Consider the following 12,633-nt stretch of genomic DNA (forward strand, 5'->3'; position numbering starts at 1 on the left):
CACTGTCCGCCGTTTAGCCAGCGTGTTCCACGCGGGCGCTGGCATTGCGGCTCTGCATCCACTTGCCCACCGCAACCACCAGCATTGCGCACAGCGCCGGCGGGATCAAGTGCAGGTTGTGGTGGCTTTCCGCCCAGGTATGGATGCTGGGGTCGGAGAAGGCCATCTCGCCGGCAACCCAGCCCAGCAGGGCGGCGCCGAAGGTGATGATGATCGGGTAGCGGGTCATGACCTTCAGGATCAGGGTGCTGCCATAGATGATCAGCGGGATGCTCACGCCCAGGCCGATCACCAGCAGCACGATGTTGCCCTTGGCGGCAGCAGCCACGCCGATCACGTTGTCCAGGCTCATCACCAGGTCGGCGATGATGATGGTCTTGATGGCGGCGGCCAGGTTGGAATGGCCTTCCAGTTCCTCGTCGCCATCCTCGCCCTTGAGCAGCCCGATGCCGATCCACAGCAGCAGGGCCGCGCCGGCCAGTTTCAGGTAGGGCAGGGACAGCAGGTAGACCGCGAAGAAGGTCAGCACGATACGCAGCACGATGGCGCCGACGCTGCCGGCCAGGATGGCCATTTTCTGTTGTTGAGGCGGCAGGGACCGCGAGGCAAGCGCGATCACGACGGCATTGTCGCCGGAAAGCACGATGTTGATCAGAATGATCTGGGATAAGGCAAGCCAGAATTCTGGCGAGGTCAGCATGGTCACGCGGGTCTCCTTGGGATGGACATGGGAAACCGGAATGTGATTTCCCCTGCCCGCAAGGATAGAGAAGGAGTCTTTCGCCTTCCTGTCTGCTACCTTACGCCAGCCTTTCAGTTTTCTTACAACAGCCTTACAGCCTGCGCGCGCCGGGTGTGGCGCCATGCCCGGCCAGTGCCGTGTCGGCTTCCAGCGTCGCCTGTTCCGGTTCCGGAAAGAATACGGTAAAGGTATTGCCGACGCCGTCCAGGTCTTCTTCCAGCGTGATCGATGCCTTGTGCAGGGCTGCGATCTCGCTGACGATGGCCAGGCCCAGGCCGCTGCCGTCCATGTTGGTGCCCAGCAGCCGGTGGAAGCGCTGGAAGATGCGTTCCCGTTCTTCCACCGGGATGCGCGGGCCATCGTCGCTGATGGACAGCATGCGCCGCTCGCCCGCCACCACGCGCACCGTCACGCGCCCTGCATCCTGGCTGTAGCGCACCGCGTTGTCGATCAGGTTGTTGATCAGTTCGCGCAGCCGGTGCGCATCGCCATCGATGAAGACCGGCGTCTCCAGGCCTTCGAAGCCGAGGTCCACATTGCGCCGCAGCGCTTCCGGCACCCATTCCATCGTCACTTCCAGCGCCAGCGCATTCAGGTCCAGCGCATGCAGCTCGATGCGTTCCACCGCGCCCGGCTCATTGCGCGCCAGCGACAGCAGCTGGCCGACCAGGCGCGACAGCCGGTCGGCGCTGAGATAAAGCTGGGCCACCGAATGCCGCAGCCTGGCCTTGTCGTTCTCCCGCAGAGCCAGCTCGATCTGGGCCTTGATGCCAGCCACCGGCGTGCGCAGCTGATGCGCGGCATCGGCGATGAAGCGGTTCTGGAAGTCCAGCGTCTTGCCCAGCCGCAGCAGCAGGTCGTTGACTTCCTCCACCAACGGCATCACCTCGCCGGGCACGCCCACCGCCTCGATCGGGCTCAGGTCCAGGTGGGAACGGTCGGACACGGCCCGCTTGAGCCGCTCCAGCGGCAGCAGGCCGCGCCGCACGCCGTAATAGACCGCCACGCCGGCGCACAGGATCAGCAGGATCTGGGGCAGGAACACGCTGGCAAGAATGTCGCGCGCCAGCCGGTTGCGCTTGTTCAGCGTCTCGGCGACCTGCACCAGCACCACGGTCGGCGCCTGCGCCTCGTTCACCGTCATCAGCGCGGCCACCACGCGCACCGGCTCGCCATGCAGCTGATCGTCATAGAACAGCGGCTTGCCGGTCACGACGTGGGCTGTGGGCGGCGCCAGTTCGGGGTCGCCGCCGACCAGCTTGCCGTCGCTGGACGAGACACGGTAATAGATGCGGTCGTCCTGGTCCACGCGCAGGATGCGCTCCGTCATCGGCGCGATCTCCAGGCTGGGCTGGGCAGGGCCGGGACGCACATGCAGGAAGACTTCGCGCGCCATCTCTTCCAGCGAGCGGTCATGCGCCCGGTTGGAAAAGCCCAGCGAGGTGGAATAGGTAACCACGGTGTCGATCAGCAGCAGTCCCAGCAGCGGGCCGAGCAGCCATGCCAGCAGCTGGCGCCGCAGCGTTGCCTTGCCCTTATTCTGCGACATCGTTGCGTTCCATCAGGTAGCCCATGCCGCGGATGGTGCGTATCGTGCAGCCGTAGGGCTCGAGCTTCTTGCGTACCCGGTAGACATAGACTTCCATCGCATTCGGCCCGACTTCATCGCCCCAGCCGTACAGGTGGTTGACCATGTGCTCCTTGCTGACCACGCGGCCCTCGCGCATGAGCAGCAATTCAAACAGCGCCAGCTCGCGCGCCGACAGCTCGATCGGCTGGTCGTCGTAGTACAGCCGCCGCCCGGAAGTATCCAGCCGCAGACGGCCATGATGGAGGTCGGGCGCCGAGCTGCCATGGCCGCGCCGCAGCAGCGCACGCACCCGGGCTTCCAGTTCGGGCAGGTCGAACGGCTTGGTCAGGTAGTCGTCGGCGCCGAGGTCCAGGCCGCGCACCCGGTCGGCCAGCGCGTCGAGCGCGGTCAGCAGCAGCACCGGCACGCGCGACTTGCGGGCGCGCAGCCGGCGCAGGATCTCGAAGCCGCTCATGCCGGGCAGGCCGACATCCAGCACCACCAGGTCATAGGTATGGATGGACAGGGCCTTGTCGGCCTGGTCGCCGTTGCTGGCGAGGTCGACCGCATAGGCCGACTGCACCAGGGCCCGGTACAGGGCGTCGGACAGGATTTCATCGTCCTCGACGAGAAGAATTCGCATGATGTGAATGAAGGTGGTGGTGAAGGCGCGTGGGCCGATTCTAACGGAGGAAGGCCCATGCAAAGCCCGCATCGATGCATTGCGCGGTGAAACGGCGCTTGCCCCGCCTGGTCAACTGCCGGGAATCAACGCAGGCATTGTTGTCAAGCATGCACTTAAGTTTTGCTCGGCCTTACCATGGAAGGCCTGCAGATCAAGGAGGAAACAGGATGTGGTGGACTGAAAGCTGGCTTGCCGTTCAGCAGGAATTTTCCGACCTCGGCGATGCGTCGGACGTTACACGTGTCTGCCTGCGCCTGCTGGTGGCGCTGGCGCTGGGCGGCTTGCTGGGCTACGAGCGGGAATCGGTGGGCGCTTCCGCCGGCCTGCGCACCCACATGCTGGTGTCGCTGGGCTCGGCGCTGTTCGTGCTGGTGCCTTCCCAGGCCGGCATGGCGCTGGACGACATGTCGCGCGTGCTGCAGGGCGTGGCGTCGGGCATCGGCTTTCTCGGCGCCGGCGCCATCATCAAGCTGCGCGAGGAAAGCCATATCAAGGGCCTTACCACCGCCGCCGGCATCTGGCTGACCGCGGCGGTGGGCGTGGCGGCCGGGCTGGGCCTGGAGGCAACCGCGGTGCTCAGCGCCGTGTTCGGCTGGGTGGTGCTGTCGTTGCTCAGGCTGACCAAAGCAAAATAAGCGGCCCATGCCATCCGGCATGGCCGGCAGGGTGACATGCCGAATAAGGGAATGTTTAACATTTCGGCCGCCACCGGAGTCTGTTTCGCGCAAGACCTTGTTTTTTTGACATGCGAAGATTGAACATTAAGTTCAAGCCGTTTCATCATGCTGCAAAGATCCAAGTCCCTGCCGGAAGCAGAGGCAGGAACACGCAATGGCCAGCACCTGGCGCTTGCGGGCACTTTCCTGGCACTGCTCACCGTCGTCCTGATTCCGTTCGCCCTGGTATCGCCGCTGCCTCTGAGCGACTATCCGAACCATGTGGCGCGCATGCATATCATTGCCCACCTGTCGGAGTCGGCCGCGCTGGCCCGGCACTACCTGGTGCACTGGGAATTCATCCCGAATCTCGCCATGGACCTGCTGGTGCCGCTGCTGATGCCGCCCCTGTCGGCCGAGCAGGCCAGCCTGGCATTCGCCGCGCTTGCCATGTTCCTGCTGGCAAGCGGCGCCATCGTGCTGCACCGCGCGCTGTATAACCGCTGGTCGCTGCTGCCGTTTGCCGCTTTTCTGTTCCTTTACAACCGGCATTTCCTGTGGGGCTTCCTGAACTATCTGTTCTCGGTGGGGCTTGCGCTGTGGATGCTGGCTGCGCACATTCAGTTGCGCCATCGCAGCGATGCATTGCGCATCGTGCTGTTTTCTGCCTTGTCGACAGCGCTGCTGATTTCCCATCTGCATGCTTTCGCAAGCTACGCCATCCTGATCGGCGGCTATGAGGTGTCCGTGGCATGGCGCCAGCGGGAGAACCGGCCGTGGCGGGCGCTGCTGGTGGCGGGCGCGCAATTCATCCTTCCTGCCGCGCTGTTCCTGTCGCTGTCCAGCACCACCGAGCGGGCCGGCGAGATCAAGTGGTCGGCGCCGCTCGACAAGCTCTACGGCCTGCTGGACATGGTCAACAATTACAGCCTGCCCCTCGATGTCGCCACCTTCCTCATCCTGGCGGGCCTGGTTGCCGCCGGTATCGTTACCCGTCGGCTCTCCATACACCGCGACCTGCGGCTGCCGCTGGCGCTGCTGTTCATCATCTACCTGTGCCTGCCGCGCCTGATGTTTGCTTCCTTTGGCGCCGACCGGCGGCTGCTGGTGATGGTGGCGCTGGCCACTGTTGCGGCGCTGCATGTGCGCCTGGACACAGCGAGGGCGCGCGGCATGCTGGCTGCCGGCATGGTTTTGCTGTTTCTGGGGCGCATGACCGTCATTAGTGTGAACTGGATCAATGCCGACAAGGTCTATCAGCCGATATTGTCCAGCATTGAACAATTGCCGCATGGCGCGCGGGTGGCGGTGATTTGCGGCGGCGACAGTTTTCCCTATCTGGCCAATCCGCCTCTGGATCATGTGCCGAACATGGCAGTGGTAACGAAGGAGGCCTATCTCAATACCCTGTTCGCCGAACCCGGCAAGCAGGTGCTGCAGGTGGCCTACGGCTCGAAGGCGCCGTTCTCGGTGGATCCTTCGCAGACATTCCGGATGGGGCCGGAAGAGAAGGGCAAAGCCAATCCGTTCCCTGACATCCCGCTGGAGCGCTTTGACTTTGTGATGCTGATCAATCCGGATTACTTCAGCCACGACTACCCGGCCCGCTTTGCGCCGATCTATGCGAAAGAGAATGTGATGCTCTTCCAGATACGTCCGCAGAAAGGTTCCTGATGAACACAAGACCCTCGTCCGGCAACATTTCGCTGCGCAGCCTGGCAACCTTTCTCGTGGTGGGCGGCTTCGCCACCGGCCTGCAGTACGCCATCATGGCCCTGCTGATGGCGCTGGCCGGCGTGCCGGCACTGGCCGCCTCCAACACCGGATTCGCCATCAGCGCCGTGGCCAACTACCTGCTCAATGCGAAGCTGACTTTCCGCAGCGAGCGCTCGCATGCGTCCACCCTGCCGCGCTTCGCCGTCACCGCCGCGCTTGGGCTGGGCATCAATTCCCTGTTGTTGAGCCTGTTGATCGCCGCCGGCCTGCATCCCGCGCCGGCGCAGATCCTGAGCACGGCAGGCGTCCTGATCTGGAATTACACATTGAACGCGTTATGGACATTCAAAAAGCCACAGACCTAGCCCATCCGCCGGTATTGAGCCTGGTGCTTCCCTGCTACAACGAGCAGGAAGTCCTGCCCGAAACCACGGCCCGCCTGCAGGCCATGCTGGCCCGGCTCAAGGCCAATGGCGAGATCGCTGACGGCAGCGCGATCTATTACGTCGACGATGGCAGCCGCGACCGCACCTGGGAAATGATTCATGACTATGCCGAACGCAATGCCGATGTCTGCGGCATCAAGCTCAGCCGCAACCGCGGCCACCAGAACGCGCTGCTGTGCGGCCTGCTGACGGCGCCGGGGGATATCCTGATCAGCCTGGACGCCGACCTGCAGGACGATCTGGAAGCCATACCGCAGATGATCCAGCGCTACCGGGAAGGCAGTGAAATCGTGTTCGGCGTGCGCCGCAAGCGCACCAAGGACACCTTCTTCAAGCGCTTCAGCGCCGAGAGCTACTACAAGTTCCTGGCGATGATGGGCGTGCAGATCGTCTACAACCATGCGGACTACCGGCTCATGAGCCGGCGCGCGGTGGAAAGCCTGCGCGGCTATGACGAGACCCATCTGTTCCTGCGCGGCCTGGTGCCGCAGCTGGGCTACAAGGGCGCGATCGTCGAATTCGACCGGGCCGAGCGCTTCGCCGGCGAATCGAAGTACCCGCTGACCAAGATGCTGTCGCTGGCATGGCAGGGCGTGACCTCGTTTTCCGCTTATCCGCTGCGGCTCATTACCGGCATCGGCATGATGATTTCCGTGGTCAGCCTGGTCATGGCGGCATGGGCCGTGCTCACCAAGCTGTTCACCGACAACGCGCTGCCGGGCTGGGCATCCACCGTGATTCCGATGTACTTCCTGGGCGGCGTGCAGCTGCTGAGCCTGGGCATCATCGGCGAGTATGTGGCGAAGATTTTCGAGTCTTCCAAGAAGCGCCCGCGCTTCCATGTCGAAAGCCTGTGCGGGGAGCGCTTTACCGAAGTGACGCCCCGATGAGCCGGGCAAGGTTGGCAGGGCTGGGCCATGCGCCGGCCATCATCGCTCTTGCGGCGATGGCGCTGGCGCTTTTCATGACCACGCCCACGGGCGGCGACTTCTGGTGGTACGACGCTTCCCGCCATGCGATGAATGGCGTCTTCCTGCGCGACTTCCTGCTCGAAGGCGGCCTGCTGCATCCCTTGCGCTTCGCCAGGGAGTACTACCAGCAATACCCGGCGATCAACATCGGCTTTTATCCGCCGTTCATGTACATCGCCTCGGTGCCTTTCCTGGCGGTGTTCGGCGCAAGCCATGCGGTGTCGCAGTCGGTCGTGGCGCTGCATGCGCTGCTTGCCGGCGTGATGGTCTACCTGATCTGCCAGCGCCTGATGGACAGGTGGAGCGCGCTGCTGGTGGCGCTGGCCATCCTGGCCCTGCCGGAGATAGCCTTGTGGTCGCGCCAGGTACAGCTCGATGTGCCTGCACTGGCGCTTCTGCTCTGCACGGCGTGGGCGCTGATTCATTACCTCCATACCGGCAGTGCCCGCTGGTTGGTGCTCACTGCGGCCTTCATGGGCCTGGCCATGCTGACCCGGGTGCAGGCTGGTTATGCGGTGCCGGCGGTTGGCCTGTTCGCATTGTTCCACCGCACGCCGCAGCGTCCGCCGCTGCGGACATGGCTGGCCGCCGCCGTATTTTTTCTGGTCCTTGCATTGCCCTCAGTCGGCAGCGTCTTCTACTTCAGCAAGGTGACAGGCAACCTGGCCGGGGCCATGCCCGACATGCCGGCCTTATGGTCATGGGACAACTGGACCTGGTATGCCAGAGCGCTGCCGCAGCAGATTGGCTGGCCTGCCACCTGGTTCATCATCGCCGGCCTGATTGCCGCCGTGGCCACGCTCCGCGCCGGCATGCCGCCCGCGGCAAAGGTCATCGCCGCATTCGCGCTGTCGTCCTGGGTTTTCTTCACCATCGTGTCGAACAAGGAGCCGCGCTTCAACCTGCCGAGCATTCCGTTTCTGTTCATGCTGGCTGCCTGGGGCCTGACGCGCCTGCAGGCCTTGCTGGGCCGCCTGCTGCTGCTGGCGCTTGCCGGCTGGCTGGTTTATCAGGCGATGCTGTTTCAGGTGCCGGTGGCGCAGGGATTTCGCGAAGCAGCCAGCCTGGCGCAGGCCCACACACCGCCTGGCGCCAACGTGCTGATCTCGGCGCATCGGGATGGCAGCTTCATCTTCAACATGCGCGCCGACGGCAGGCGCCGTGATATCGGCACGCGGCGGGCCGACAAGCTGTTCGTCGAGATCAGCATCATGCGCCAGCTCGGCATACGCGACCGCGAGCTGAGCCAGGACGCGATACTGAAGATCCTCGACGACCAGAACATCGCGGTGGTTGTGGCGCAGACAGGCTATCTGGCGGACCAGCCCAGCATGCAGCAGTTCCAGCGGCTGCTGGAGGGCGGTGGCAAGTTCTCCGTGGTTGGGCGCGTGCCTTTGCAGGGGGATGTGCGCAAGGATGAGCGGGAACTGGTGGTGTATGCGAGGAAGTGAAGCGGCATGCTGGTACAGCGTTTCGTTAGGGTAGGGATCTGATAGCCGCTTTCTGCCTCTTCCTTCTCATTTCGCAACCACCTTCAACCGTGCAGCCGGGATGCCGAACAGGCGGCAGAAATTGATCGAGCCATACAGCATGCCGAACTTGTAGATGGCAACCAGCAAACCCACGACGATGAACGGCGCCGCAAACCAGTAGAGTTCATAAGGCAGAAATGCCGGAAGCTGCTTGTAGACCATGAAGGATGCCAACAGCAGCGGCGCATGCAGCAGGAAAATAAAGAAGCTGTATTTCGCGCGTCGTGCAAGCCATTTGCCGGCATGGGTATTACTCAACATCGACGTCGCCGGCCAGACCAGCAGTGGCGACACCAGCCGCAGGTAAGTGGTGTTTTGGATTTTCAGGATCACGATGCTGGCGCACAGGGTCAAGAATATGACGACGCACAGCCGGGCATGCCGGTCCAGGAAACGCAGGTTCCAGTCCTTGATGGCAACAAGGCCGCCCAAATAAAACATGATGGGCATTTCCTTGCGCAGGATGAAAAAGCCATCGAAATTGAACCAGAAAATCACGGTCAGCAGCAGCAGGCCAGAAAACGCAGCGCGCCGCAGCAGCAAGCCCAGCAAGGGTGAAAGCAGGGTCAGGACGAACAAGTCGCGAATGAAATGCAGCGGATAATTCACCGGCCCCTGTGTCAATCCCAATGCGCCATCCAGCATAATGCCGGCATTGAACGGATAGAGCTGGTAAGAAACTGGCAACTTGTAAGCCGATTGAATCAGATAAAGCGCCGCCGCAAGCAAGCCATTGCAGGTCAGGAAGGGGATTGCCAGGCTGCGGACCTTTTTGCCCGCAAGCTTGCGGTACTCCCGATCAAGTCCTGCCTTGAAGAGCAGATAGCCGGAAATGGTTGTCAGCACAGGCACGGTGCAGCGAAACACCGCGCTCTGGAAAAACGCCTTGAACAAATCAAACCAGCTGTTGCCGACATCGGCAATGTTCACATACTGCGGCGTGTGAAGAATGACGATGCCGAAGATCATGACGAAGCGGAGAAGGTCGATGCGCGTCGCGATGTCGGGGTCGAAGGAAATCCGCCGAATTGATTTATCTGGCATGGGTCTGAAGCGCCAGATGGAATTGGGTTGGTACGATCTTTTGACGGTGGAAGTGGGTGAAATACATTTCTTATTCGAAATTCAATGATATAAGAAATGTAGCAATATTGATGCCAGTAATTATTTTCCTTTTACAACAGTTACTTGCGATTTGAATTCAAAAGGGAAACTCTTTGTGTAAGGAAATCCGACAGGCCGGTCTGGAAGAGCCCTTGACGTTTTTGCATGTAGCGATTGTGAGGCTGCAGCTCGCGCCTATGACCACAATCTTGGTCTTCTGGTGTCAGGCTTCAGTCGTCGACTCTCGACCAGTAATCCTTGCTCCAAATGACTTGGAATAGCACTTCTTGTGATTGATCTATCAGAGTTCTTCCGCTTGATATGTCCGCAATTACGCTGCCCTTGTCCCACTCCTTATGCTCACTGGCCAGCTTTGCTGGAATTGTCGCGGGCATCAGTTTGATATACCTGTTAGTGCTTGTAGAGGTTTGTTGCATGAACCAGGCAGCCGAGCGCATGGTCCCAGGCTTAGGTCTGCTGGGCGCACGAAATCCCCTCCTCAGAAATACCAAACGACGAACTGGAAGGCGTACAACGCCGTGCTATAGGCACGTGGCTCGTTGCTGATCTCGCTCGATCCCAACATGAACTGGCACGCCCGACAAGCGGTAAGCGGTAAGTGTGGACGAAGTCAGACCTTCAGTGACAAAGCCGTTCAGTCCTGCCTGAGTATCAAATCCCTGTTTAGCTTGCCGCTACGCCAGGCCATGGGCATGACGCACGACCTGCTGCAGTTGGCAGGCCGTGACTGGCCCGTTCCTGACTACGGCACGGTGAGCCGTCAGCAAAAGACATTGCGCGTTGCCATCGAAGTCGTGCCCATCACGTCCGGCTTACACCTGCTGGTCGATAGTGCCGGCATCAGGATGCTGGGCGAAAGTGCATGGAAGACCAGGAAGCATGGCGCCGCCTGCCGGCGCCAATGGCGCAAGGTCCATCTCGGCATTGATGCTGCCAGACTCGAGATTCGCGCCATGGAAGTGACCGACAACAGCATCGGTGATGCGCCTATGCTGCCCAACCTTCTGGGTTAGATTCCCCCGGAGACCAACTCGCCAGCGTCAGGGCCGATGGGGCTTACGATACGAAGGGCTGCCATGAGGCCATCGCGCTACGTCAGGCGGATGCCGTCATCCCGGACCCGGAAGAATGCCAACCCATGGAAGACAAACCGGACTGGTCCAGCGGCGCGAAATGAGATTCTACGAGCGACACGCCAACTGGGTTCAAGGATTTGAAAGAAAGGGAGTGGCTACTAGCGACGAAATTTATTGGAGACGAAAAATGCGCTGCTTCAAGCATCTTGGGCGGCGCGTCATGGCGCGCGACTTTGATCCCCAAGTCGCTGAATTACGGTTCCGTGCCGCTGTGCTAAATCGGCTTACGCGCCTCGGCACGCCGATTACGGTTGCTATGCCGTAAATCCGTCTCTAGACAAGCTAACTCGTTTTTTACTTCATTCCTGCAACAAAGCCCGGCAAGCGCCTGCACTGCAGGACGTCGTTAAGCCCGTCAATGGACTTGAAGCAGCATTGGAACACAAGATCTTCGAGAAAACCATTTTCGCAAAGGCAGCGGACTTTGCCAAAAGAAGAAAGTGCGCCGCGCGCTGCTATTATCCAAGGACGACTGGCGAGACCAGTGTGTGACTCTTGGCGTGACGCGCAATCATCTTGCGGCATTGTTCAAACATCTTTAAGACTGGACAGACCAAGGGGGCGTCCATAGTCATTCCGATGATAGCTGGTGCAAGACGTTCGACGCATCAGTTATTGGCTCAGCACATATGGCTATTGTCCAAGTTTTTATTGCCAAATCCACAAAAGAAAAAAGCCGGATTTCTCCGGCTTTTCCAACTGCTTGATTCTATTGGTCGGGGCGAGAGGATTCGAACCTCCGACCCCTTGCACCCCATGCAAGTACGCTACCAGGCTGCGCTACGCCCCGACGAGGCACGGATTATAGCAGAGGGTTTTCGGTTCGCGTATCCTTGCAGCATTTAAAACCTGTCTTTTTCAATATTTATGTCCATCAAGATCAGCCACCAGTTTGACGCCGGCGCCATTGAGGTTGTCGATGCCGCTTCGGCCGCGGATATCCAGCTGCGCCTGCGCAAGGATAGCCATGCGGATTTCTCGCAATGGTTCTACTTCCGGCTGCAGGGCGCGCGGGAGATAGCGTGCCGCATGCGCATTTTTAATGCCGGCGAGGCCAGCTATCCGGATGGATGGGTGGGTTACCAGGCCGTGGCCAGCTATGACCGGCAGTCCTGGTTTCGCGTGCCCACCACCTATGAAAACGGCGTGCTGGAGATCAGCCACCGACCGGAACGCGACAGCGTCTATTACGCCTACTTCGAGCCTTATTCCTTTGAACGCCATCTCGACCTGATCGGCCGCGTCGCCTGCCATGATTCGGTGCGGGTAGAAGACCTTGGCAATACCGTCGATGGCCGTGACCTGAATCTGCTGGTTGTCGGCAATGCCGATGCCGCCAGCAAGGTATGGATCATTGCGCGTCAGCATCCAGGCGAGACCATGGCGGAATGGTTCGTCGAGGGCGTGCTGGATGCATTGCTGAATTCAGGCGACCCGCACTCACGCGCATTGCTGTCGCAGGCGGTTTTCTATGTGGTGCCCAACATGAATCCGGATGGCGCTGCCCGCGGCAACCTGCGCACCAATGCCGCTGGCGCCAACCTGAACCGGGAGTGGGTGTCGCCCAGCCTGGAGGCCAGTCCGGAAGTGTTCCATGTGCGTGAGCGCCTGCATCAGACCGGCTGCGATCTGTTCCTCGATGTGCATGGCGATGAAGGCCTGCCTTATGTGTTCGCGGCCGGCAGCGAGATGCTGGAAGGCTTTACCGCGGAACAGGCGGCTGCGCAGCAGACCTTTATCGATGCGTTCAAGGAAGCCAGCCCGGACTTCCAGGATCAGCATGGTTATCCGTCAGGGAAGTATCGTGCGGACATGCTGAAGCTGGCGTCCAAGTATGTCGGCCACCATTTCAAGTGCGTATCGCTGACCCTGGAGCTGCCCTTCAAGGATAACAAACAGCGCCCGGACCCGGCAGTGGGCTGGAACGGCGCGCGCAGCGCGCAACTGGGCGCGGCATGCCTGAAGGCGATAGGGCGGTCGTTGGGCTGTCGCGAGCCCGGCATGAAGCCGAGCTTCAGGTCAATGTGAGTGGGTAGGGGCATCAACCGCCATGC

10 protein-coding genes, 1 tRNA gene and 1 pseudogene are annotated in these 12,633 nt (G+C 61.0%); 7 read left to right on the plus strand and 5 right to left on the minus strand.

Translation table 11 applies throughout. The annotated features are described in order from the left end of the window. Positions 1–13 precede the first annotated feature (13 nt). From KTQ42_RS03800 to KTQ42_RS03810, 3 genes are all read right to left on the minus strand, one after another. Positions 14–706, minus strand: a complete 693-nt coding sequence (locus KTQ42_RS03800; protein ID WP_217344288.1) for a TerC family protein — start codon at positions 704–706, stop codon at positions 14–16. A gap of 127 nt (positions 707–833) precedes the next feature. Beyond that, the gene (locus KTQ42_RS03805; protein WP_217344289.1) at positions 834–2,291 is read right to left on the minus strand and encodes a sensor histidine kinase; all 1,458 of its coding nucleotides are present in this window, start codon (positions 2,289–2,291) and stop codon (positions 834–836) included. Next, positions 2,278–2,955: a response regulator transcription factor gene (locus KTQ42_RS03810; RefSeq protein WP_217344290.1), complete on the minus strand. Its 678-nt coding sequence runs from the start codon at positions 2,953–2,955 to the stop codon at positions 2,278–2,280. The genes KTQ42_RS03805 and KTQ42_RS03810 overlap by 14 nt, the downstream gene beginning before the upstream one ends. A 209-nt stretch (positions 2,956–3,164) precedes the next feature. Here KTQ42_RS03810 and KTQ42_RS03815 point away from each other — a divergent pair, with 209 nt between their 5' ends. From KTQ42_RS03815 to KTQ42_RS03835, 5 genes are all read left to right on the plus strand, one after another. Continuing rightward, positions 3,165–3,632 (plus strand): MgtC/SapB family protein, encoded by a 468-nt coding sequence (locus tag KTQ42_RS03815; RefSeq protein ID WP_217344291.1) that lies wholly within the window; start codon positions 3,165–3,167, stop codon positions 3,630–3,632. Positions 3,633–3,779: 147 nt separating this feature from the next. Further along, complete coding sequence (locus KTQ42_RS03820) at positions 3,780–5,327, plus strand: hypothetical protein (RefSeq protein WP_217344292.1); 1,548 nt, start codon at positions 3,780–3,782, stop codon at positions 5,325–5,327. After that, the gene (locus KTQ42_RS03825; protein WP_217344293.1) at positions 5,327–5,734 is read left to right on the plus strand and encodes a GtrA family protein; all 408 of its coding nucleotides are present in this window, start codon (positions 5,327–5,329) and stop codon (positions 5,732–5,734) included. Before KTQ42_RS03820 ends, KTQ42_RS03825 begins: the two co-directional genes overlap by 1 nt. Beyond that, positions 5,707–6,705, plus strand: coding sequence for a glycosyltransferase family 2 protein (locus tag KTQ42_RS03830; RefSeq protein WP_217344294.1), 999 nt, complete (start codon positions 5,707–5,709; stop codon positions 6,703–6,705). The genes KTQ42_RS03825 and KTQ42_RS03830 overlap by 28 nt, the downstream gene beginning before the upstream one ends. After that, positions 6,702–8,237 carry a glycosyltransferase family 39 protein gene (locus tag KTQ42_RS03835; RefSeq protein ID WP_217344295.1) on the plus strand — a complete coding sequence of 512 codons (1,536 nt, stop codon included), beginning with the start codon at positions 6,702–6,704 and terminating at the stop codon, positions 8,235–8,237. Before KTQ42_RS03830 ends, KTQ42_RS03835 begins: the two co-directional genes overlap by 4 nt. Before the next feature lie 66 nt (positions 8,238–8,303). On the opposite strand, the gene KTQ42_RS03840 is transcribed toward KTQ42_RS03835, so the two are convergent. Then, positions 8,304–9,362, minus strand: a complete 1,059-nt coding sequence (locus tag KTQ42_RS03840; RefSeq protein ID WP_217344296.1) for an acyltransferase — start codon at positions 9,360–9,362, stop codon at positions 8,304–8,306. 599 nt (positions 9,363–9,961) lie between these two features. Here KTQ42_RS03840 and KTQ42_RS03845 point away from each other — a divergent pair. Continuing rightward, a pseudogene (locus tag KTQ42_RS03845) lies at positions 9,962–10,844 on the plus strand (IS5 family transposase). Between the two features lie 448 nt (positions 10,845–11,292). Here KTQ42_RS03845 and KTQ42_RS03850 read toward each other — a convergent pair. After that, positions 11,293–11,369, minus strand: a tRNA-Pro gene (locus KTQ42_RS03850). Positions 11,370–11,446: 77 nt separating this feature from the next. On the opposite strand from KTQ42_RS03850, the gene KTQ42_RS03855 reads away from it, so the two are divergent. Next, the gene (locus KTQ42_RS03855) at positions 11,447–12,607 is read left to right on the plus strand and encodes a M14-type cytosolic carboxypeptidase (protein ID WP_217344297.1); all 1,161 of its coding nucleotides are present in this window, start codon (positions 11,447–11,449) and stop codon (positions 12,605–12,607) included. Positions 12,608–12,633: the final 26 nt, after the last annotated feature.

It is taken from the genome of Noviherbaspirillum sp. L7-7A, from assembly GCF_019052805.1.
Classification (GTDB): Bacteria; Pseudomonadota; Gammaproteobacteria; order Burkholderiales; family Burkholderiaceae_D; genus Noviherbaspirillum_A.